Genomic DNA, 23,925 nt, shown 5'->3' with positions numbered 1-23,925 from the left:
CGTCGCGACGGCAGCATCGAAAAGCAATACAAGTTGCATATCACACCGAGCGAACGTCAATGGTGGGGAGTCACCGGCGGCGATAAGGTCGAAGTGTTTGATACCGATTGTGGTCCAATTTCGATCCAGGTCTGTTACGACTGTGAATTCCCAGAAGTGTCGCGAATCGCTGCTGAAAAGGGGGCGAACATGGTGTTTGTGCCCTTCAACACCGATACGAAACTCGGTTACCTGCGAGTTCGATTGTGTGCGCAAGCACGCTGTATTGAAAACCATATGTATGTCGCGATTGCAGGCTGCACCGGCAACTTGCCGTTTGTCGAAAATGCCGACATTCACTACGCCCAATCAGCGATCTTCACCCCCGCAGACGTCACGTTTGCGCGTGACGCGATTGGCGCCGAGGCAAATGCCAATGTGGAAATGGTGATCATCCATGATGTCGATCTCGAACTGCTTCGCCGTCACCGCGAAAAAGGCAATGTCACAAATTGGCGAGACCGCCGCACCGACATGTACCACGTCAACTACAACCACGGTAACGAGGTTCGCCACATTTGATCACGCCTCCGATACACCACTTACCGCTGAGCATCCTGGCTCAGCCAAGTGATTCCGATTGTGGCCCCACGTGCCTGCACGCGGTCTACAACTACTGGAAAGATGAAATCCCGTTAGAGCAAGTGATCCGCGAGATCGGGCAATTTCGACGCGGCGGTACGCTCGCGGTTCAATTGGCCTGTCACGCACTCGCTCGCGGTTATGACGCCACGATCGTGACGTACAATCTGCAATTTTTTGACCCCACTTGGTTTCCTCCGGGCCGCGTCAACTTGGCCGAAAAACTAAAGGCTCAATGCGAAGCCAAAATGGCCAAGGACGAGCGATTTGAGATTGCAACGGAATCATATTTGCGATTCCTTGAACTCGGCGGCCAGGTGCAAATGGAACCGCTCGAAGAAAATCTAATCGTGCGAACGTTGATTGCTGGAGTTCCGCTGTTAAGTGGGCTCAGTGCAACGTTTTTGTATCAGGAATCACGAGAACGGTATCAAGTTCGGGACGAATCAGGCCGCACCGGGGTTGCCGACGATGTCGCGGGAGAACCGGTCGGACATTTCGTTGTGCTCTACGGTTATGATGGCCAAACAGGGCAGGTCATGTTGGCCGACCCATTGCAGAATAATCCGATCGCCGACACACATCTATACACGGCTCCGTTGTCCCAGGTCGCTGCCGCTGTTTTGCTCGGTATCGCTACCTACGACGCAAACTTATTAATGATTCGCCCGCGGAATCATCATCCGTCTGGAAAGGCTTCGGTAAATGTCTGACGTCATTGTCACTGAGTCGCAAGCGGGATGGATCGAAGCGATTGACGGTGTCGAAGTCGTCGATCCACGCGAATACTTGACCGATCCCCGCTGGAACCGCCGGCGGGGAATCAAAGTCTATAACCTAGCAAATTCGTATCGTTATCAAAGCTTTGGCTACTACGTTTCGTTGTTGGCCGAAGCTCGTGGTCATCGGCCGATGCCCAACGTGATGGCGATCCAAGATTTGGCCGGCAAAGCCAATGTGCGATTATTATCGCCGGAATTGGATGAATTGATCCAGCACGCTCTTTCGCCGTTGACGAAAGACGAATTTGAGCTAAGTGTGTATTTTGGTCGCAACTTGGCCAAACGTTACGACCGCTTATCGCGTGAGTTGTTCAATACGTTCCCGTGCCCTTTGCTGCGATTTGAATTCGCCCGGCGAAAAGAAAAATGGCGATTGCGACGAGCCGAAGTGATCGGGATCAAATCGGTCCCGCAGGCGCATTGGCCCTTTGTTGCTCAGCAAGCGGAACTGCACTTCGCTGGCCGCGGTGCAGCACGCAGCAAGAAAAGTTCTCTACGATACGATTTAGCCATCCTGCATGATCCCAAAGAAAAAGACCTTGGGCCGTCGGACCCCAAGGCGCTACAAAAAATGATCAAGGCGGCCGCCGCAGTCGGAATCCGTGCGGAATTATTGACCCGCGAGGATGCAGGTCGGCTGCTCGAGTTCGACGCGTTGTTCATTCGCGAAACCACCGCGGTCAATCATCATACCTATCGTTTGGCGCGTTGGGCCGAGCGTGAAGGGTTGGTCGTGATGGATGACCCCCAATCGATCATTCGCTGTACCAACAAAGTCTATCTGGCGGAAATCCTCGAGAAGGCCAAGATCGATGTTCCCAAAACCATTGTGGTGCACCGCCGCAACGCCGACCAAATTGTGTCGACGATCGGATTGCCCTGTGTGTTGAAACGCCCCGACAGCGCCTTTTCCAAAGGGGTGACCAAGGCCGAAACGGAAGCCGATTTGGCAAAAAAGCTCGAGGAGATGTTCGAGCATTCCGAACTCGTGATTGCGCAACAATTTATGCGGACCGATTTCGATTGGCGAATCGGTGTACTCGATGGAAGGGCGTTTTTTGCCAGCAAGTACCACATGGCACGTGGCCACTGGCAAATCGCCAAGTACGAAGACGAAGGCAAACAGACCTTTGGCAAAGCGGAAACGCTGCCGGTTGAACTGGCCCCGCGTCGCGCGGTCAATATCGCGGTGAAAGCCGCTAACATCATCGGCGACGGGCTGTATGGCGTCGACGTCAAAGAGAGTGATGGAAAATTCTACATCATCGAAGTCAACGACAATCCCAATCTCGATTCGGGGGTCGAAGACGCCATTCTGCGTGAAGATTTATATCGCCGAATCATGGAATCGTTTTTGCGACGCATCGAACGTCGCAAAGCGGGAGACAACACTCAATGAACGAAGCTGTGAAACGCGGACTCTTTGAAGCATTCGGCGTGGAGCTGGAATATGTTATCGTCGACCGCGACCAACTCTCTGTACGCAGTAGCGCCGATCGGGTGTTGCAATCGCTAAGCAACACCGCGGATGACGCCGAAACATTTCCCTCGGACACCCGTTCGCGGCTTTGCACGTGGTCCAACGAGTTGGCACTGCACGTGATCGAGCTGAAGATCACTGATCCGATCGAAAATCTTGTCCGATTGTCAAGTCAATTCGAAAATGCGGTTCACGCGATCGATCCGGTATTAGAGAGACAAGGATTGCGGCTACTGCCCACATCGATGCATCCTTGGATGAGTCCCGCCAAGGAAACCAAACTGTGGCCGCACGAGTGCCATGAGATCTACGAACAATATCACAAGATATTTAACTGCTATTCGCATGGTTGGGCGAACGTACAAAGTGTCCACTTGAACTTGCCGTTTGACGGGGATGAACAGTTCGCGAAATTGCATGCCGCCGTTCGCTTGGTGTTGCCGCTGCTGCCCGCCTTGGCCGCCAGCTCGCCGATCGTCGATTCGCAAATCACTGGTTGGCATTCGACCCGCATGAAAATGTACATGGCGCATTGTGATCGAGTGCCCGAGTTAATGGGACCGGTGATTCCCGAACCGCTCTACGACGAAGCCAGCTATCGTCGCGAGATATTCGGACCGATCGCCAACGCGATCTCGCCGCTTGATCCTCAGCGGACAATGGAGTGCGATTTTTTAAACGCACGCGGTGCGATCGCCCGCTTCGATCGCGGCTCGATCGAAATTCGCGTGATGGATGTGCAAGAATACCCGGCGGCCGACGTCTCGATCTGTGCCGCCGTGGTGGCGGTGCTGCGTGCACTGACACAAGAAAAATGGTCGTCACTGGAATCGCAAAAGCAAATGTCAACCGAGCGTTTGAAAACGATGCTCACCGAGTGCTCGGCCAGCGGCGAACACACGATCATTGATGACCCTGAATTTTTGCGGCACTTTGGCATAACCGCTGGCTCGATTCGCAGCGGCGATCTTTGGCAACACTTGGTACAGACGCTGCGAAGCGAAGACACGGCACTCGACAGCTTGATGGCACCGCTGAAAATCATTTTGGACCACGGCACCCTGTCGACTCGCATTTTGAATCTGGTCGGCGATTCGTTCTCGCATGAAGAACTACGTGATGCCTACGAGCAAGTTGCGGATTGCTTGCAGCAGTGGCAGCCGCTGATCCCATGACAAAGTCGCGTTTTCTAATCACGTGCGAACATGGCGGAAACGAGGTGCCGGATGATTTTGCGTCCATGTTTGCAACACCTGGCGCCAAACGCGACCTGCACAGCCACCGTGGATACGACCCCGGTTCACTGCATGCTGCGACACAACTAAGCGTAACGCTTGAATCCCCGCTGATCACATCGACAACGACGCGGTTGCTGGTCGATCTGAATCGCTCGCTCGAGAATCCCCAATTGTTTTCCAAATACACGCGGGGAATGTCGGCGAGCGATCAAGCATCGCTGTTAGATAAACACTACCATCCCTATCGCGAATGTGTCGAAGACAAAATCCGCACCCTGCTTGATTGCCATGATCGCATCATTCATTTGTCAGTGCACACGTTCACACCCCGCTTTCGCGGTTCGCACCGCCCGGTCGATCTCGGCATCCTTTACGATCCAGCGAGACACACAGAACGTGTGTTTTGTAATGCGGTTGGAAACCGCCTGGCCACCGTGGCCCCCGCGCGACGTATCCGCCACAACGAACCGTATCTTGGCATTGACGATGGCTTGACCACCTACCTGAGAACTCAACATTCTTCGCGGCGCTATGTGGGGATCGAGATTGAAATCAATAACCGTTATGCTCGTTGGCAACAAAAGCAACAACTCAATTTGATTTCGCAGCTTGCCAAGGCCATCCAAGGATGACTCGTTCCATTTTTAAAGTTCTTTCTGCCGACCAGTGGACACGCGCGCAAAGTGAAGGTGAGATCCGAGGTGCTCCGATCGATATCGAAGATGGCTTTATCCACCTTTCAGCGCGCGACCAAGTCGAAGAGACAGTCGCAAAGCACTTTGCCGGACAAGACGATCTTGTTTTGATCCTGGTCGACGAAGCCAAACTAGGCGACACGATTCGCTGGGAAACATCACGCGGCGGCGCGTTGTTTCCTCACGTCTATGGCAAGATTCCCTGTGAGGCCGTGATTCAAACGTGGCCACTGCGACGCAGCGGCGATGGCAAGCATCAATTCCCCTGGGCAAACGACTAAAATCGCGGATTCGATCTTGGCCTCTTACCGCATTCACGCCGCGTGATTTGAAAACGCCGTTATTTCTTGAACATCGACAAGATCATCGGGTTGTCGTTGGTAGCTGCGGTATCGCCGGACGCAGTGTTTTGGCGATTGTTCTCAGCTGCAATCTCGTCTTTGCAGGTGTGGATCCAACGAGTGACTTGTGCGACACGTTGACGTTCTTGCTTGGCTCCGTCCTGCCGAATGCCACCGATCCATAGAATCGTATCGCGAGCCGAAGCTTCACGGATTGCCCACTGAATCGCGCGGCGATCATTGGCAACAAGACGCAGAAGTGCACAATCTTTGACGCCATCGAGCACAGCGTGCGATCCGGTCAAAAACAGATCTTTCGATTCGGCGCCGCAGGTCACAATCGGCTTGTCGGCAAACCGTTCCAAATGGCCGCCTGCCAAAGCGAGTTCGGCGGGATCGCCACTCGGATCGATCGCCATCACACACCATAACCGTCCGCCCGGTTGTTTCATGGAGCGAGCCGCACGCAGTGCCGCACCAATCTGTTCGGGTGAATTCGCCGAGTCGATGATGACGTCAGCACACTCAAACGAACTGAGCACCTGCATCCGCCCTGGAATCTCGCGAAGTTTCCCCAGGTGCTCGACGACTTCTTGAAGCGGCTGATTCAGCAGAATTCCAACCGCAGCGGCGGCGGCATGATTGGACGCCATTGCCGCGCCACACAGCGGAGTTTCCATTGCGGCGGTGACCGATTCGTTGGTCATCAACAACGTCGACATGCCGCATTCCTGTTCGATCAATTTTGCAGTGACATCGGCGGCATGACGGACCCCATAAGTAAACGCATTGGCGCCGTAGTCACGAACCGAACGCAGTACGCCGGGCGAATCGGCCGAAACCACGACCACGCCGCTGCTGCTCATGCGATCAAGTACACACTGCAATCCCGATGGTCCAAAGTCGTCGTCATCTCGTGGCGTGCCGGTGATCACCAACAAATCAAATTCGATCGAATCGTATCGTCCGTGCTTTGCATCTTGTTCGGACAATTCAATCACGGCGGTCTTGGTTCCGGCGTCACAACAATCACCAAGCCACTGGACCAACGCTCCACCGGCAGGAACCGACTCGCACGCGGTCGACTGCACCACGCCGTCGCAATCTCCTAAATCCGTTTGGTAGGAGGTGCGAAGCCCCAAATTGCGAAGCAACTGAGAAACCATCAACGCCGTTGTTGTCTTTCCAGCCGAACCGAATACACCAATAGTCAACAGTCGACGATCGGGACGATTGAGTCGTTTGGCATTCAAACCCGCGACCGCCATGTCCACATCCCCCACCACACATTGCGGTAGCGGGCAAGGCAAAATCTGCTCGGTCAAAATTCCCGCAGCACCACGAGCCAAGGCGGCGGCGATGAATGCCGTCGGCTCTTGGTCTCCGATCGGATAGACAACCAACTCGCCGGGCTGTGCCGAGCGGACGTCATCAGCGATCTCGCTAAATACCACATCGCTTGCGGCAAAGAATTTTGCGTTGGGAATCAACGCCGCCAAAGACAACCCACCCTCGGAATTCAATTCGGACGAGGAATCGGTCGCGGGTTCGGTCGAGTGAGAAGAGTTCGCACTCGAAACAGACGAAGAATTGACCGCATGACGCATGATGGCCTCCCTGCACATTGCGATGATGATGGTTTCATGGCAAATCCTTTGCCACACGGAAAAGCAGTCCTCCGCTTCACCGTTGTGGACGAATTGTTCCCATCACATCGGATCGGTCAATAGGAAAAATATCGTCGTAAATGCTAGCAAATAAAGCAGTTAGGGCTGTTTTGCGGGAATGAGAGGAATCCCGCTAGAAAAAAGTGTCAAGAATTTTTGCGGACTAGATCAGTCCTGCGTCGCGAAGCATCATTTGCAAATCTTCCCAGGCCGCTTTCTTGGCAGCGGGATTTCGCAGCAAGTAGGCCGGATGATAGGTCACGATCACTTTGCTATCAAAATAGGAATGAAATTGACCACGAAGTCGCCCGACCGACAATTTGCTGTCGAGTAACGATTGTCCGCTGACGGCTCCGAGACAGACGATGTACTCGGGTCGAATCAGTTCGATTTGCTTTTCAAAGTAGGGACGACAGTTAGCGATTTCGACGGGTTCGGGGTTCCGGTTTCCTGGCGGACGGCATTTCACGGTATTGAGGATGTAGACATCCTCGCGAGCAAATTTGCAGGCTTGGATCATTTTCGTCAGCAGCTGCCCCGCCTTGCCGACAAAGGGGCGTCCGCTGCGATCTTCGTCGGCACCGGGGCCTTCGCCAAAGAAAACCACTCGGGCGGCTGCGTTTCCTTCGCCGAACACCGTATTCGTGCGACAACGAACGAGCTGGGGACATCGTTCGCAGGCCGCCACTTCGCTTGCCAAGGCCGCCAGCTCACTTTCACGCTGGGCAATCGGCAAACTGGTCCCCGGATAGGGTTTGCCGGCATCGCCAATCAACGTCGGATTGAGCGCCGGTCGACGCGGTGATTGTCGTGCTGGCGGTTGTTGGGCTGGCGTTTTTTGGGCTGGTGGTTGTTGAGGCGACGTCGCAGCCGTCGCTCCCGCCGCAGCAGCACCCGATGTCGCAACGGGCGAACCGACATTTTCGACACGCGGAGCGGAATTGGCAGCTTCAAAACGCGACTTGAGCGTCTCGACCGCGTCCGCGTTGGGACGCGGCATCCACTGGACGCCGGCCCGAGCCAGATGATCAGCAAGCGCAGCGGCCTGCATGATCAATTGATCGCGATCCAGCGGGGGTAAAATCTTGTCTGACATAGCGGAGATTCTAGCGAATCTAGGTTTGAACGTCTTCTGGGGCTTTGTGATTTGGGTCGCCGAGAATAGGATTCAGTGCTTAAGCGCATTGTCACATTGTTGTTCCCGTGCCCCTGTTAGTTGTTCCCGCACCCCTGTAATCACGAATGCCCGTCCCTCGAGTCGCTATTGTCGGTCGTCCCAATGTAGGCAAAAGCAGCCTATTTAACTGGCTTGCGCGTCGTCGCCTCGCCATTGTCGACAATTACGAAGGCGTCACCCGCGACCGCATGACGACGCTGATCGAATCAAACGATCGTTTTTTCGAGTTGGTCGACACGGGGGGCATGGGGGTCGTCGATGCGGACAATTTGACCGACGACGTTCGCAACCAAATTGAAATCGCGATCAATACGGCCGATGTGATCGTGTTGGTGGTCGATGTCCAAACCGGTGTGATGCCGATGGACGAAGAGGTATCCGAGCGACTTCGCTCGGTCCAACGTCCGGTGATCTTGGTCGCCAACAAGGCCGATCAATCGCACCAAGACGTATTGGCCGAAGATTTTCAACGCCTCGGTCGCGGGCACCTGATCCGGGTCAGCACGACTCAGAATCGCAATCGCCAAGATTTGTTGGACCTGATCGTCGATCGGTTACCCGAACCGAACGACGAAATGGTCCAAGAGCCTCAGATGAAGGTAACGATCGTCGGACGACGAAATGTCGGCAAGAGCACCTTCGTCAACACGTTGGCCGAAGACGATCGCATGATTGTCAGTGAAGTGGCCGGGACCACGCGTGATAGCGTCGATGTGATCTTTGAAATGGACGGCCAGTCCTTTATGGCAATCGACACCCCGGGGCTCCGTAAACGCAAAAGTCAGCGAACCGACCTCGAGTATTACGGGATGCATCGGGCTCAGCGAAGCGTTCGTCGAGCCGACGTCGTTTTGATGTTTTTCGACGCGGGTGAAACCGTTAGCAAAGTCGACAAACAGCTGATGGGCTATGTGATGGAGAATCACAAACCGTGCATCTTTGTGATTAATAAATGGGACAAATATCACGGCCAAGTGCCGACGGATCGCTGGGTTCGCTACATCCATGCCCAATTCCCGACGCTAACTTATGCCCCAATCGCATTCATTACCGGGCAAACTGGCAAGAATGTCAAAACGCTGCTCAATCACGCGACGATGTTGTTCAAACAGGCGCGGGAACGGGTCACGACAGGACAGCTAAACCGATTGATTCGCGCCGCCATCGACGCTCATCCCCCGGCGATGTACCAAAACCGTCGCCCCAAAATCTACTTTGCTACCCAAGTCGCCACCGAGCCACCCACCGTGGTGTTGATGTGCAGCGAACCGAAGGCATTTACGGCTGATTACAAGCGTTACTTGCTAGGCGTGTTGCGAGACCATCTGCCGTTTGGCGAAGTGCCGATCAAGATGTATCTGCACCGCCGTCATCGCGAAGGCGACGACGAAGGCGAAGAGGAAACCACGCCGAAACGAGGACGACGGGGTTAAATCGTCAGCGATGGTTATTCCATCAACGGTTCGAGCCCGAGCGTGTCCATCAAATTATCGACCGCAAACGGTTTCGCAGCGGCAAACGATTCACCTGCGGTGACACTGGCGGCGGCACCGGTCACAGTGGCGGCCGCGCGAACGCGTGTGACGATGTTCGGTTTGTGTTCGAACTGGGTCTTGTAACACAGGATCGATTCGATCTTGGTTTCGATCGTGTCGCTGATATCAACGATTTGGTGATACGGATTTCCTTGCAACGTATCCGGCTCCACCGCCAAACGGTAATACAGCTGCCGCTGGATGGAATGGACGGGTAATCCGGGAAAGTATTCATCCCATTTCGTCAGCCGGCTGTAGAAGACCGCGGCATCGGTAATCTGCATCGCCTGCCAATGATCAGGCGACGCCATGGGGGTTTTCTCACCAAAGCCGATCACCAACTGCGGCCGATAGCGTCGAAATTCTCTGGCCAACGCGACCCGGTGCTCAAAGCAGTCGAATAGCCGGCGATTGGGCAGATCCAGCTGGATTCGCTTTTGGATTCCCAGCACCTTCGCGGCGGCCTGCGATTCGAGTAGCCGTACTTCGGGACTGGGCGAATTGGGGGTCGGCTCGCCATCGGTTAGATCGATGATGCCAACTCGGTAGCCTTTGTTGGCGAGTTTGGCCAGGGTTCCCCCGCAAGCGATTTCGACGTCGTCCGGATGAGCGCCAACTGCGATCAGGTCAAGCCGCTCGGGCAAGTCGATTATTTGATCCTCCAACGCTAGATCTCCCTTCCAAGGTGACGTGATTGCGATTGGATTGCGTGACCGTCGCAAGCAACCCAATCGCAGTGTGCGGATTAGTCGCTTCAGTGACAACCTGGGTTTCGCGATCGATGCCGTGATTCCGAGCCGCCACGACCGCTCGATCGCTGATCAATAGCGGAGTCGGCTCGAGCACCTCTTTCACCACAAAGCCGCTGCACCACCACGCCCCCCCCATCCGAAAGCGGGGGAAACACTTTGCCGGGATGACCGAAAAACGCGTTGAAATACCCCGTTCCGAATCTCGCCACAGATATCGGTACGGATATCAGTACAAAATTTGCTCCTACAATCGGATCGATCCTCACACACTGACTAGTCGCATACTGGGATTTACAAATTAAGTCGGGATCCGATCAAGAAAGACGTCCCGGTCTACAGAGTCGAACTAGTCTTTGTTGTGTGAGCGGGACGCAACACGACACGCGATCACAACCACCAGATATTAAGCGTCCCCCCGTGCGAGGCGGGGTCGGTCCTTCGGGATCGGCCTCGCCTTTTTTCGTTTTTGCAACGCATGCGGGAGCCCATCCGCAAACGCGGGCGAAAATTTTTTTCAATGTTTTTAGGGCGTGACCGAATGCCTGACTTTGGCACGGTGCTAGCTTTGATGAACGTAGGGTGACGCCGAATGGGTCAAACGAACCGGTATGCTGAATCAGATTGCAACACCTGTAGCAAAATGCAACACATACAACCGTAAGATTCGACACCCCAACGCGGCGAAACCCCGGTTTTTTCGTAGCAAAACGGAAACCTGGGAAATAGACTCTCTAGTGGGAGAGTGCTTTTCTGCCCTACTTTCCGCTATTCAGAACCAGAACACAGCAAAAACGCGTTTTCTGTCACTCGCGAAAGAGATAATCAGATGGAATTGCGACAAGTCGCACTATTCGTTCAACAATCCAGCCCCCTCAAGCTGGCGACCGGTCTGCTGCTAACGGCAGCAATGTGGATTCCGACGGTGTCAGCCGACGAAACCTCTAGCGATGGAGGTCAAGTTCGCGTTGCAAGTTATAAGATGCCTTCGGGCGACGCGTACTTCGCGGCTTCGCTGCAACCAGCGGCGAGTGATTCGCTGATGGATGCGGTTCGCAAAGCGGACGCGGACATTGTCGTCGTGGTTGACACCTCGGCGAGCCAAGTTGGCGAATACCGCCGCGATTCGATCGCCGCGATTCGCAGCGTGATTGAACAATTCGGTGCCGGTGACCGCGTTCGACTGTTCGCCGCCGATATTAAAACCGCAGATTTGAGTGGTGACTTCGAATCGCCAAGTTCCTCGCTGACGCAAAACGCGATTGCGAAACTTGGTCAACGATTGCCACTTGGCAACACCAACTTGATTACTGTGATCGACTCGATCCGAGCGACATTGGTCGGCGAACCCGCCAATCGAACTCGCAGCATCGTCTATATCGGTGATGGATCTTCGCTTGAGGCCAATGCCGACAAGAAGCGTTTCGAGGCGTTGGTGGATGCCTTGCGATCCGATCGCATTTCGGTTCACAGCGTCGTGATTGGACCGACCGCGAACATCGAAGTGATGGGCATTTTGGCCAATCAAACCGGGGGCGTCCTGGGGGTGGTTGGTGACGCCGAAGACGCCAGTTCGGTTGCGATTGCACGCCAAGTGGGCGAGTCGGCATCGATGTCGCCGATTTGGATTAGCAATGCCAAGCTGAGCGAAGGAATGAAATCGGTTCAACAAGACCGCTTGCCACCTCTTCGACTCGACCGCGATTCGATCTTGTTGGGACACATGAAAATGGCCTCGGGAGAGGTTGCGTTTCAGTTAAAGGGTGAAACAACCGCTGCAAACGTTGCCATCGAGATTGACGGCGAGATCGAAGCGAGTCATCCCGACTTTGCCTTCTTGCCCGGTTTGGTGGACGATTCGGCCGCCAACGACGGCTTGATGTTGGCCACTGCTGGTTCACCGATGCTGCGTCAAGTCGCTCACGCATTGGCGGCACAAGCCGAAGATCTGGTTCGTGCTGGAAACATCGCCGTCAAACAAGGCAACATGCGTGGCGCGAAGGCGATTGCCGAAAAAGCACTCAAAGCCGACCCCAATAACCCCGAAGCCAAGGCGATCGAAACGGTCACCGAGGAAGCAAACACGCTGATCATCCAGAATCCTGCTGATTCGCCATTTGACGATATTTTCGGTGGCGGCGACGCTCCGATGGAAGACGGCGGCGACGTTTTTGGTGGCGACACCGCTCCGGCAGCCGACGACGATGTGTTTGGCATCGATGACACCGATACAGCAATGGAAAACGATCCAATGGACATTCAGGACGCGCCCGCTGTGGCGGCGCCGGCTGACGTTCCACCCGCTGCGGCCCCCCGCCAACCGGCACCACGCCAACCAGCACCGCGGGCAGCTCAACCCCGAAACGCGGCGCCGATGCGAGATAACAATTTCTTTGGCCCCGCGGTAGGCGATGATGAACTGCTCGAAACGGGCGGCGCATTGCTGGATCAAGTCGAAGCCGAACAAACGCTTGCCGAAGGACGTCTGCGTGCTTTGGTCAACTCACAGCTTCGTGCCGCTCGTCGCCAATTGGTTGTTGACCCGCAAGGCGTATCGGGATCGTTGAAATCGCTGCTTGGCGAGATCGAAGTGACGGCGAACGTCAGCCCCGATGTCCGCAAAGAATTGATGGGCCAAGTTCGCTCGGCGATCCAGCTGGCCAGCAGCAAAGAAGCTCGCTTTATGGATGCTCAAGCCAACCTTGAACAATTGGCCAAAGGGGCCAACGCGACGACCCGTTTGCTTGAGGAAACCTTCCGAAACGAACAATCGCTCAAGACATTGTCTGAACAAATGAATGCCTTGATCGGCGAAGGCCGCTACGAAGAAGCGGACGGCGAAGTCTCGATTCCGTTTGCGCGTCTAGCCGGGGATACGATCACACGTGACTCGACCGCGGGACGTCAATTCATTGACTATCCATTGTGGCTGCAAACCTACGCACGTGATCGTCGCTACACCGAGATGCGAGACCGAAACTTTGTCGATGCCTTCTCGCTAGTGCTCAAAGCGGCGATTCCGTTCGTGGATGAACCGCCGGTTGTTTGGCCCGAAGCGGATGCATGGCAAAAACTGAGCCGACGCCGTATCGAACGTTATGGTGCGATCGAATTGGTCGGCGACAACGATACCGAACGTCGGATCCAAGCGACTCTCAGCGACGAAACAAGCCAGATTTTTGTAGAAACCCCACTCGAAGAAGCGATTCAAAAAATCGCGTCCGATCATGACATTCCGATCGTCGTTGACCGACGTGCTTTGGAAGAGATTGGTCTGACCACGGACAGCCCGATCACGATTGAACTCAAAAACGTTTCGCTTCGTTCGTTCATGCGGCTGATGCTACGCGAACTCGACTTGACGTACATGATCAAGGACGAAGTGATGCAGATCACCACGCAAGAAGCGGCCGAAGAAAACTTGGTGACCAAAGTTTACCCGGTCGGTGACCTTGTCGTTCCTGTGATGCAACTCGGTGGCGGCGGCATGGGCGGCGGCATGGGTGGTGGCATGGGCGGCGGCATGGGCGGCGGCATGGGTGGCGGTATGGGCGGCGGCATGGGCGGCGGCATGGGCGGTATGGGCGGCGGCATGGGAGGCGGCGGTATGTTCGCAGTTCCCGATGACGTTTCGCTACAGAACAAAACGACTGCCTCGACGTCTGCAAATCGCACTGAAACGGCGGCAACTGACGCGGTTGCAAAACCGGCTGCAAAGAACTTGTCACGCTTTGACATCAAACCGATCCGAATCCAGGTCGCCAAGGGTCAATCCAAAGCGGAAGCATGGGACCAATTTTTCTCGACGGTCGACATCGATTCGGCCGAAGACCTTACTCGCTTGGATCAACGCGTTCGCGAAACAGTGGGCGAGTGGTCGACGAAGGCGTTGAAATTTCAAGAAAGCGGAAACACCGAGCAAACGGTGGCCTGTTTTGCTGAAATGCGAGAAGTCATCGCCGCAGCAATGCGTGCGGGACATGTGCAAACTTGGATGTATCAAGCCTATGCAATTGCTCTGAAGGCAACCAACGCTCCGAAAGAGGAGATCGAACGCACGCTGCTTTCGGCTGTCGATTTTGCTGAGACCCCCGAAGAGGTGTTGCATGTTGCTGCACGACTCGAAGAGGTCGGATCCGGAGCGGCGGCACTGGAATTGTGCAAAAAGATTTCCGCACTCGATCCCTATCGACGCGAACCTTATTTGATGGGACTTCGCATCGCCCAACAGCTCGATGATGTCGACGCACTGTCGTGGGCGTGCAGTGGTGTATTAAGCCAAGCATGGCCCGAGAAATTCCAGCCGATCGTCGAACAAGCTCGCTTGGTCGCGCGGGCGACCCACAGCGAATTGATCGCCGAAGGGCGAACCGAAGAGGCAGAGAAGTTCAGCGAATCATTGCGATTGGCCGCATCTCATGACGCCATCGTTCGTGTTTCGTGGACCGGCGATGCCGATCTCGACTTGGCGGTCGAAGAACCATCAGGAACCATTTGTGCCATCGACAGTCCTTCTTCGGCAGGCGGCGGCACGTTGCTGGGGGATTCGTTCCCGGGTCGAGGCGACGATGAATTGGGAACCGTATCGGAAACCTACCTATGTCCCAAAGGCTTTACTGGGAAATATCGCTTGCTGATTCGTCGCGTTTGGGGAGACGTATCCACCGGCAACGCGACGGTCGAAATCATCACCGACGTCGGACGTCCAAGCCAACGTTTCATTCGCGAAGAAATTCCGATTGGGGCCCAAGACGCGATGGTTGTCTTCGAAGTCAAAGAGGGACAACGCAAAGAAGATGTTGCCGCAGCCCAGCTCGCTCACCTGCGTGATGTGCAACGTGATATGAATCACGAAGCGCTCGCCCAATTTGCTGGCGATGGATCGGATGCCGCTCAAGTTTTGCAAGGCTTGTTCAATGACATCCAGTCGTTGACAGGCGGCAGCGGGGGTGGTGTTGTCGGTGGCGTTGGCAACCTAGGAGGACTAGGTCGCTTCAATCGCGGTGCTGTTGGTTTCCAACCCGAAATCACCCAGCTTCCCGAAGGTGCCTCGGTTTCGACGCTCGCGATCATCTCGGCGGATCGTCGTTACGTGCGAATCAGTCCTGTGCCAACGTTCTCGCAAATCGGTGACGTGCGAACCTTTAACTTTGTTGATGGTGAAGGCGGAACCGACGCCGGTGGTGGTGTCGGTGGTGGCATCGGTGGTGGCGGTTTCCAGTAGGAAATAAGCTAAGGTTGACAGCGAATGCTCAACGTTTCTAACGTTGGGCAAAATGGCCTCGAATGTCTCCAACTTAGCGGTCTTGCCACGTCAGGACGATGGATCGGAATGCCGCAATTGCTCGCAACGGAATGCGTGACCCACGATTTTTGCACCCAGCGAGGTGCAAAATTGGCCTCCGCGCGCTTCGACACTGCCAGCCACAGCATCGCAAGTTCGACTGCGTTGGCTTTCGATGCCTCGATTCGGCGAATCAACGCTAGCATCGGCCGGCTTCTTTTCCTGCTGGTTCTGATTGGATTCTCAGCAGGGTGCACATCCACCCGCTACGTTTCAAGCCGGTCGATTCGCGAAAATCCGCTCGCCACCAACTTAAAGTTGGTCGCGTTCCGCGGCCCCGAAATCAGCGAGCGAACCTGGCACACGTTGGATCGGTTTGGGTTAAAAGACCAATACGCGACCGATCACAACAAATGTTTTGCCAAAATCCGCCAAACGATCAACGAGTCGCCTGACTCCGAATTGGTCTACGCACTGAGCGAACTTTCGTATGTCGAAGGAAAAAAGGCTGAACGCAGCGGGGATATGCTGCATGCGCTGAATCACTACGGGATCGCTCTTACCAATTCCTACGATTACCTGTTCAGCGACGATCTGGAAATCACTCGCAACGCGTTTGATCCTCAATTCCGCGCTGCGTGCGACCTGTACAACGAATCGCTCGAAGACACGCTGCGAATTCTGTGCAGCGAGCATCGCATCGAACCTGGCAGCACTTACACGATATCGACGCCCGATCGCGAATTTATTGTCCGCACTGAAATGCGAGGCAAATGGAAACCCGAGGAGTTTGATCGGTACGAATTTGTCAGCGACTTTGATATCGAGACGCTCAATAACCGGCACACCACCTACGGTCTAGGCGTTCCCCTCATCGCGGTACGAAAACCGGCTGACAACAACGATTCGCGGGAACGTTATTACCCATCGGGGTTGAGCTATGCCGTTTCAGCGATGATGCGTTGTCCGACGGGTACATCAGGAACACGAGCGGGCGAATCCGCGACCTGTGTGCTCGAATTCTTTGATCCCCTCGAAGCCAACCAAATTGAAATAGCCGACCAGTGGGTGCCGCTGGAAACCGATCTCACCACGCCGTTGGCCTACTTTTTAGACAGTCCCGAATTTCGCAAACGCAATCATGCGACCGAAGGCTTGCTGGATCCCGACGGGTCTCAAGAGCGGCGAGGCATCTACATGCTCGAGCCCTACGACCCTAATCGCATCCCGGTTTTGATGGTTCACGGACTGTGGTCGAGCCCGCTGACGTGGATGGACATGTTCAATGATCTTCGTAGCTTTCCCGAGATTCGCGAACGATATCAATTCTGGTTCTACCTCTATCCATCAGGTCAACCGTTTTGGATCAGTGCACAACAGCTCCGCACCGACTTGGCATCCATGCGAGATTCGTTTGATCCCGGTCATCGCGACCAAGCGGTCGACAACATGGTTTTGGTCGGGCACAGCATGGGCGGACTCGTCAGCCGTTTGCAAACGATGGACAGTGGCGACGATTTTTGGAAGATTGTCAGCGACCAACCTGCAGACAAGTTAAATGGCACCCAAGAGGACCGCGTCAAACTGGTTAGCACACTGTATTTCAAACCCAATCAATCGGTGGGGCGTGTGATCACGATTGGAACCCCGCACCGCGGCAGCGATTTTTCCAACGATTACACGCAGTGGTTGGCACGAAAATTCATCAAGTTGCCTCAGATATTCGTCTCAACCGGCCAGCGTTTGACACGTGAAAACCCTGATTTCTTTCGTGACACCGAGCTGTTAACTGCTGTCAACGCCGTTGATTCGCTCTCTTCGAAATCGCCAATTTTTCCCGTCATGTTGCGAGCAAAGAAGTCGCCCAACGTCAAATTCCACAACATCATCGGCGTCTTAGAAAAACCACCCCTGTTTGGTCCAAAGTCGGATAAGAATGACGGGGTCGTCGAATATGCTAGCGCTCACATGGATGATGTGGAAAGCGAAATCACCGTCGATGCCGAGCACACTCGCATTCATATGACAGGAAAAGCGATTTTCGAAGTCCGCCGTATCTTGCTCGAACATCTTCAAGAGGTCGATGCCCAAGACCGCATTGCCACCGGTCCCAGCGAACGACCGGTGCATGCTGCGGACGCCTACCGACGTTGATTCGGGCAAGGGCCACTGCAGCACGCGTTTTCCGAATCGGCAGACCTTCCGGATCGGCAGCCCAGCTCATTGAGCGATCCCCACATTCACATCCGTTGGCAAGAACGCCGACAAGGGGGCCGCGTTTTGACGCACCGAATTGTTACGGACGGGAACTCGAGTCATATAGACTTGGCCTGGCAACGCGTTCACACGATTGGTGGTCGCATTGGAGGTTTTCGCCGGAGCAGACGGTGCGGTCGATTGCCCTCGTCGTTTGGCAGCGTGCTTTTTAGAGCGGCCTGTAACCGTGGTGGGATGAGCAAACGCTTCTTCCCGTTCGCTCAAGGGATTCTCCTCAACCGAGAGTGTTTCGTCCAACGCTTCCAGCTCAGCGCGAATCACTCGGATATCGCGTGGCGCTTCGATGCCAATTCGCACCGTATTTCCTTGAACTCGAATCAGCGTGATGGTGATGTCGTTGCCGATTTGAATCTTTTCGTCAAGTTTGCGAGTTAAAACCAACATGGCAGTATCCTTTGCGTTTGTATCCGTCGTCGAAAATGAAGTGAATCGCTGCCGTTTCGTGTCCTGAGTGGATCCGTCTTGGCAACGAAAAAGTAGTAATGCACGGGCTGTGCCAAAGAGCTAACAAAACCAACAAAGAAATCCGCAACCCGTTAAAGGCAAACGACTTAAACCTCCTCGCAATAATCTTGGTTTCTTATCCACTGGGCTTACTTCGGTAGGAATTACAAATCGTTTGTAGTCCGTTTCGTTTGCCATTCGATAGGTCTGACATCGGCCCTCGGCAGCAAAAGATTCTGTCTTGAGTCGAAATAGGAATTTTTCCTATGTTCGTGCTCGAAGGCACTATCGTTCGAGATTGCAGTTGTGTGCTGCTGATGTTTACTTCTCGGCGACGTCAACGATCACAGTCGGTTCAAAGGAGTGACCGCCATGCCTCTAACATCCCATCAACTCAAGCAGTGGATGAGTTCGCTGCTTCGCGTCGGCCTCTACCTGACTCTATTGCTCAGCATTACTTCGACATTGATTAGCCCCCGCGTGTCGGCTCAGGACACGTCAAACGATGTCGTCGCGGTCGTCAATGCGGATCCGATCACTCGCAAAACCCTGAACGAAGAGTCTTTGCGTCGCTACGGCAAAGACGTACTGGAAAATATGATCAACCGTCATTTGATTCTGCAGGCGTGCAAGACGCACGGAATCGAAGTCACGTCGACCGAAGTCCGCGAGGAAATCAATCGCATTGCGTCCAAATTTGGGCTGTCGATGCAGGCCTATCTGCAACTGCTGCAAGAAGAACGCGATATTCAACCGGATCAATACAGCCGCGAAATCGTCTGGCCGATGTTGGCGCTGCGTCGATTGGTCGCCGATCGCGTCCAGGTCACCGACGAAGAATTCAACAAGGCATTCATTTCGCAATTTGGCGAAGCGGTAAAATGTCGTCTGATTATGATGGCCAGCAAATCGGATGCGGAATCGCTTCGTCAACAAGCGGTTGCCAATCCTGATCAATTTGCGGCATTGGCCAAGCAACGCAGTGAAGACGAAGCGAGTGCAAGCGTAGGCGGTCTGATTCCTCCGATCCGTCGTTACACCGGCGACACCCGCTTGGAAGAAGCCGCTTTTGCGTTGCAAGACAACGAAATCTCGCCCGTGCTGCAACTCGGCGATCAATGGATTTTCCTGCAAGCCGTCCGTCGTTTACCTGCGACCACGCCATCGCCACAGGCGATGCCAAGCATCCGCGCTCAAATCAACGACCGTATCCGCGATGAAAAAATGCGCGGCGCCGCGACGGACCTGTTCGCTCAGCTTCAAGCCGAAGCCCAAGTAGTCACCGTGTTGGGTGACGCCGAAAAATCCAAGCAATACCCAGGGGTGGCCGCGATCATCAACGGGCAACAAGTAAGCTTGGCAGCTGTCGCAGCAGAATGCACCAAACGTCATGGCAGCGAAGTGCTCGAAGGTGAAATCAATCGCAAACTGCTCGCTCAAGCATTGAAAGACGCGAATAAAAATGTCGGCGACGTTGATCTGCAACAAGAGATCCAACGTGCAGCCGCTAGCTTTGGCTTCGTCACCGCCGACGGCCAACCCGACGTCAACTCTTGGATCCAATCGGTAACCTCCGATGGAACGACGACCCAAGACCTGTATATCCGCGATGCCGTTTGGCCAAGCGTAGCGTTGAAGAAACTTGTCGAAGATTCGGTCTCGCTAAGCGAACAAGACATTCAGCAAGGATTCGAATCGGCCTATGGCCCTCGCGTCGAAGTCTTGGCGATCGTGCTCGCTGATCAACGCAGTGCCCAAAAAGTTTGGGAGATGGCGCGTGACAACCCGACCGATGCCTTCTTTGGAAAGCTGGCCGAACAGTACAGTATTGAACCGGTTTCGGCGAGCAACATGGGCAAAGTTCCACCGATTCGCAAACACGGCGGTCAACCTGCGATCGAACGCGAAGCGTTTGCGATGAAACCAGGCGATTTGAGCGGGATCGTCGTCACCGGTGATAAATACATCATCTTGCGATGCCAAGGGTACACCGATCCGGTCGTCAAGCAACTTGAGGACGTTCGCTCGGAGTTGGTGCGAGATTTGTCGGAGAAAAAATTGAACTTGGCGATGACCGACCGCTTCGAATCATTGAAGTCGGCCGCCGAGATCGACAATTTCTATGCTGTGGCCAAGGAATTGCCCAAGATGGCGAGGGCGCCTCAGACTGAAAAGAAATAGTGCCCTGCGAAAACCAACCTGAACCTCCGAAATAATGAGGTATCAATCCAAGCCCAACCCCAATGGTTGGGCTTTTTTTATGGCATCAGGGCGACGGAGGACCATGACAAAAACCATCGTGCCGTCATTTTGACGCAGCTGGTGGCTCATTTCTTGGCGCAACGAACCGATAACCCCTGGGCGATTGGCGGTGTCTGGTCGACAATACCTCTAAACCAGCACGGCAAGGCCCATGACCTTCCACTCGGTTTTGATTTTCAGATCCGCCCATACCTTTTGGCTTGAATGACATGAGTCAACCTTTTGACGCTGATACGCCCAACATCGACGCTCCTGCAATTGCACCGTTGACGACCGATCCTGTTCCTGAGCCGTTTGAGGTGAAATTTGCCTCACGCGTCGACCGACTTCCCCCCTACATGTTCGGGCGAATCAATAATTCGCTCTATCAAAAGCGACGTGCAGGCGACGACGTGATCGACCTTGGAATGGGCAACCCGTCCGATCCACCAGATCCGACCGTGGTCCAAAAACTACACGATGCCGCCTCCGATCCCGGCAATCACGGCTACAGCAAGTCCAATGGGATCGCGAACCTGCGAAAAGAAGTCGCGAGCAAGTACAACCGCCAATACGGCGTTCGACTGGACCCCGATTCGGAAATCATCGCCTGCCTCGGCAGCAAAGAAGGCTTCTCGCACATGTGCTTGGCGTTGATGGGGCCTGGCGATACGGCGATGATTCCCTCGCCTTATTTCCCCGTTCACATGTACGGCGTCATTTTGGCCAGCGGCAACGTGGTCGCCTTGGATGTCGCCGATCCCGATCGCTTTTTACGCAACGTTGCGTATACCTGCGAACATATGGCGCCCAAGCCCAAAGTCTTGATCGTCAACTACCCGCACAACCCCTCTTCGGCGGTAATTGAACCTGATTTCTTTGTCGAAGTCGTCAGGTTGGCCAAGAAATACAAGTTCATGGTCATTCACGACTTTGCCTATGCCGACGTCGCGTTTGACGGCTATCAACCGCCGAGTTTCTTAAGTGCCCCGGGGGCCAAAGACGTGGGAGTCGAGTTCACCACGATGAGCAAGGGCTACAACATGGCGGGGTGGCGAGTCGGATTTTGTGCCGGGAATTCCGAAATGATCCGAGGTCTGGGCACGATCAAGGGCTACTACGACTATGGAATGTTCCAAGCGATTCAAATCGCGGCAATCGTAGCGCTGCGAGAAACCGAAGCGAGCGTCGAGAAGCAATCGATGATCTATCAAGGCCGTCGCGATGTTTTGGTTAGCGGACTGAGACGGCTAGGATGGAACCTGACGCCGCCCAAAGCCGGTATGTTCGTCTGGGCCGAGGTCCCCGAACCATGGAAAAGCAAGATGAGCACCATGGATTTTGCCATGAAACTGCTCGAAGAGGGCAATGTCGCGGTCAGTCCTGGCAGCGGATTCGGTAACGCTGGCGAAGGCTATTTGCGAATGTCGCTGGTCGAAAACGAGCAGCGACTGCGTCAAGCAGTCCGTCAGATCGCGAAATGTCTATCGACTTCGGGGGCCCCCACCTCAAACGCGACGGCATAGTTCTGTGGTAGCAGCAGAATACTAAATTTGTGTCGAGATGCGGGTGCCGATTCCCGCACATCGAGCATCGAAGGGTTATCCTGGTTTGGTCGTTCCCCTCCAAACGTTTCCCACCAAACCAGGAACCTGGCTATGCCGCTTCGTTTCGTTGCCTCGTTGGCAACCATTCTTTTTCTGTTCGTGGCCTCATCGGTCGCAACCCGATCCGCGTTCAGTGCGGATACGTCGATCCAACATCGTGTTTTGATTCAAGGCAACGGCAAACTGGCCGTGGTCGAGCCTGACGGACAAATCAGCTGGGAAATGCCATGGGGTGGCATTCACGATCTGCACGTTTTGCCCAATGGCAACTACTTGACGCTCAAAGACGCCAACAAAGTGGTCGAGATCGATCCCCAGACCAAGCAAGTTCTGTGGCAGTACGACGCCGGCAAACGCAATGGCAACCAAGGCAAACGCATCGAAATTCATGCTGCGGAAATGATTGCATCGGATCGATTCATGGTGGCCGAATCCGGGGCCGCCCGTATCATCGAGATCGATCGTGATGGAAACTTGCTAAAAGAGATTCCGCTGGTCGTCGATCATCCCCATCCGCACACCGATACTCGCCTCGTTCGCCGCATCAAAAACGGAAACTACTTGGTCGCTCACGAAGCCGATGGAACCGCGCGGGAATACGATCACGAAACGGGCAAGGTCGTTTGGGAATACGAGGTTCCGATGTTTGGCAAGCAGGCTAAACCGGGACATGGTCCCGAAGCCTTCGGTAATCGCTTGTTTGCCGCGATCCGTCGCCCTAACGGCAACACCTTGATCGCGACCGGCAATGGACATGGCGTGATGGAGGTAACGCCAGATAAACAAATCGTCTGGCAGATCCACCAAAACGACTTGCCCTCAATTCGCTTGGCTTGGGTCACCACGCTCGAGCTGCTGGAAAACGGCAACATCGTGCTCGGAAATTGCCATGCTGGGCCAAACCAACCTCAGCTTGTCGAAGTCGATCCTGCAACGAACAAGGTTGTATGGGCCTTCGAACGTTTTGAAGAATTCGGGAACAATGTCTCGAACACTTTGCTTTTGGATCAACAAACTACTACCACGCGGTAAGGGATTGGAGATCGATTCATCCAACGGTCGGCTCTTGATCGTGCGTCGAACCCGGTAAATCGAAACCGGCGAACCGAAAAGTCCGATTCCAACGACGAAAAAACGCAATGCGAAGACATGCGTGTTTTAGCGATAATACCGCTGTCAAACGACAGTTTGATGATGACGGCATGAAGAAGACGAAAAGAAATCTACGGAAAACGGTAAAAGGCTATTGCCATCATCAGCGATGCCCTATATCTTCCCGCCTCACTTGAAACGTGACACGCAGCAACGCGGGTCACACGGGCGAAATAGCCTCTTGGCGAACCGCCTAATTTCAAGTGAAAATCAAAAGAAGACTTAAACAACTTTTTTTGAAACTGCGGTTGACTGACCGCTTCGAGGCTCTAAGATACCGAGCCTTGAACGAAAGCAAACCTCGCACAGCAAACACTTTAAGTGCTTCTTGCGAACCACACTTTCACTCAGTAAGTTTTGTGAAAACAAAATTAAAAAACGCTCTTGCGAGCCACGCGGTCAAACGCTAAGCTTCGCCGGAGACGAGCCCCGGGAAACCGGGCACTATAGATCTTTGACAATTTGGTGATGAAACTTCTGTTGAGTTCAGATGCGAGGCCATTCCTCGGCACTGCTTGCTGTTGATGCAAGACGGTGTCGAAAAAATTGGCGAATCGCTGAGGGTCTTTACCGAGGCCCTCAGAGCAGAATCAACTTTCGGTTTTAACTTTGCTTTCTCCCGGTCAGCTTGCTGA

The 23,925-nt window shown here is 54.4% G+C and carries 16 protein-coding genes; 12 read left to right on the top strand and 4 right to left on the bottom strand.

What is annotated here, in order from left to right; translation table 11 throughout:
• From RMSM_RS12730 to RMSM_RS12705, 6 genes are all read left to right on the top strand, one after another.
• Positions 1 to 561: nitrilase-related carbon-nitrogen hydrolase (locus tag RMSM_RS12730; protein ID WP_040766155.1), on the top strand; the 561-nt coding region annotated here is incomplete at its 5' end.
• On the top strand, positions 558 to 1,334 hold the full coding sequence (locus RMSM_RS12725) for a cysteine peptidase family C39 domain-containing protein (RefSeq protein ID WP_008696391.1): 777 nt from the start codon (positions 558 to 560) through the stop codon (positions 1,332 to 1,334). The genes RMSM_RS12730 and RMSM_RS12725, both read left to right, overlap by 4 nt.
• Positions 1,327 to 2,802 (top strand): RimK family protein, encoded by a 1,476-nt coding sequence (locus RMSM_RS12720; protein ID WP_008696389.1) that lies wholly within the window; start codon positions 1,327 to 1,329, stop codon positions 2,800 to 2,802. Before RMSM_RS12725 ends, RMSM_RS12720 begins: the two co-directional genes overlap by 8 nt.
• Positions 2,799 to 4,058 (top strand): glutamate-cysteine ligase family protein, encoded by a 1,260-nt coding sequence (locus RMSM_RS12715; RefSeq protein ID WP_008696387.1) that lies wholly within the window; start codon positions 2,799 to 2,801, stop codon positions 4,056 to 4,058. Before RMSM_RS12720 ends, RMSM_RS12715 begins: the two co-directional genes overlap by 4 nt.
• Positions 4,055 to 4,753, top strand: a complete 699-nt coding sequence (locus tag RMSM_RS12710; RefSeq protein WP_008696384.1) for an N-formylglutamate amidohydrolase — start codon at positions 4,055 to 4,057, stop codon at positions 4,751 to 4,753. The genes RMSM_RS12715 and RMSM_RS12710 overlap by 4 nt, the downstream gene beginning before the upstream one ends.
• Positions 4,750 to 5,097 (top strand): DUF952 domain-containing protein, encoded by a 348-nt coding sequence (locus RMSM_RS12705; protein ID WP_008696382.1) that lies wholly within the window; start codon positions 4,750 to 4,752, stop codon positions 5,095 to 5,097. The genes RMSM_RS12710 and RMSM_RS12705 overlap by 4 nt, the downstream gene beginning before the upstream one ends.
• A gap of 59 nt (positions 5,098 to 5,156) precedes the next feature.
• Here RMSM_RS12705 and RMSM_RS12700 read toward each other — a convergent pair whose 3' ends face one another.
• Positions 5,157 to 6,764, bottom strand: a complete 1,608-nt coding sequence (locus RMSM_RS12700; RefSeq protein WP_008696381.1) for a Mur ligase family protein — start codon at positions 6,762 to 6,764, stop codon at positions 5,157 to 5,159.
• 223 nt (positions 6,765 to 6,987) lie between these two features.
• Positions 6,988 to 7,920: a uracil-DNA glycosylase gene (locus tag RMSM_RS12695; protein WP_008696379.1), complete on the bottom strand. Its 933-nt coding sequence runs from the start codon at positions 7,918 to 7,920 to the stop codon at positions 6,988 to 6,990.
• A 146-nt stretch (positions 7,921 to 8,066) separates the two neighbouring features.
• Between RMSM_RS12695 and der the strand changes: the two genes are divergently transcribed.
• Complete coding sequence (gene der, locus RMSM_RS12690) at positions 8,067 to 9,434, top strand: ribosome biogenesis GTPase Der (protein ID WP_008696378.1); 1,368 nt, start codon at positions 8,067 to 8,069, stop codon at positions 9,432 to 9,434.
• A 14-nt stretch (positions 9,435 to 9,448) separates the two neighbouring features.
• Here der and RMSM_RS12685 read toward each other — a convergent pair whose 3' ends face one another.
• Positions 9,449 to 10,201, bottom strand: coding sequence for a PIG-L family deacetylase (locus tag RMSM_RS12685; protein WP_008696376.1), 753 nt, complete (start codon positions 10,199 to 10,201; stop codon positions 9,449 to 9,451).
• Positions 10,202 to 11,114: 913 nt separating this feature from the next.
• Here RMSM_RS12685 and RMSM_RS12680 point away from each other — a divergent pair.
• Both RMSM_RS12680 and RMSM_RS12675 read left to right on the top strand, forming a co-directional pair.
• A complete protein-coding gene (locus RMSM_RS12680; protein WP_008696372.1) occupies positions 11,115 to 15,509 on the top strand; it encodes a vWA domain-containing protein in 4,395 nt (1,464 codons plus the stop codon).
• A 108-nt stretch (positions 15,510 to 15,617) separates the two neighbouring features.
• A complete protein-coding gene (locus RMSM_RS12675; RefSeq protein ID WP_008696370.1) occupies positions 15,618 to 17,723 on the top strand; it encodes a lipase family protein in 2,106 nt (701 codons plus the stop codon).
• A 66-nt stretch (positions 17,724 to 17,789) separates the two neighbouring features.
• On the opposite strand, the gene RMSM_RS12670 is transcribed toward RMSM_RS12675, so the two are convergent.
• Positions 17,790 to 18,230, bottom strand: coding sequence for a carbon storage regulator (locus tag RMSM_RS12670; protein WP_008696368.1), 441 nt, complete (start codon positions 18,228 to 18,230; stop codon positions 17,790 to 17,792).
• 432 nt (positions 18,231 to 18,662) lie between these two features.
• Between RMSM_RS12670 and RMSM_RS12665 the strand changes: the two genes are divergently transcribed.
• The 3 genes from RMSM_RS12665 (at position 18,663) to RMSM_RS12650 (ending at position 23,170) form a co-directional block, all read left to right on the top strand.
• Positions 18,663 to 20,471: a peptidylprolyl isomerase gene (locus RMSM_RS12665; protein ID WP_081614134.1), complete on the top strand. Its 1,809-nt coding sequence runs from the start codon at positions 18,663 to 18,665 to the stop codon at positions 20,469 to 20,471.
• A 290-nt stretch (positions 20,472 to 20,761) separates the two neighbouring features.
• Positions 20,762 to 22,057 carry an aminotransferase class I/II-fold pyridoxal phosphate-dependent enzyme gene (locus RMSM_RS12655; RefSeq protein WP_008696364.1) on the top strand — a complete coding sequence of 432 codons (1,296 nt, stop codon included), beginning with the start codon at positions 20,762 to 20,764 and terminating at the stop codon, positions 22,055 to 22,057.
• A 132-nt stretch (positions 22,058 to 22,189) separates the two neighbouring features.
• The gene (locus RMSM_RS12650) at positions 22,190 to 23,170 is read left to right on the top strand and encodes an outer membrane protein assembly factor BamB family protein (protein ID WP_008696362.1); all 981 of its coding nucleotides are present in this window, start codon (positions 22,190 to 22,192) and stop codon (positions 23,168 to 23,170) included.
• Positions 23,171 to 23,925: the final 755 nt, after the last annotated feature.

The sequence above is a fragment of the Rhodopirellula maiorica SM1 genome, assembly GCF_000346295.1.
Classification (GTDB): domain Bacteria; phylum Planctomycetota; class Planctomycetia; order Pirellulales; family Pirellulaceae; genus Novipirellula; species Novipirellula maiorica.
This window is presented reverse-complemented; position numbering and strand designations above follow the sequence as displayed.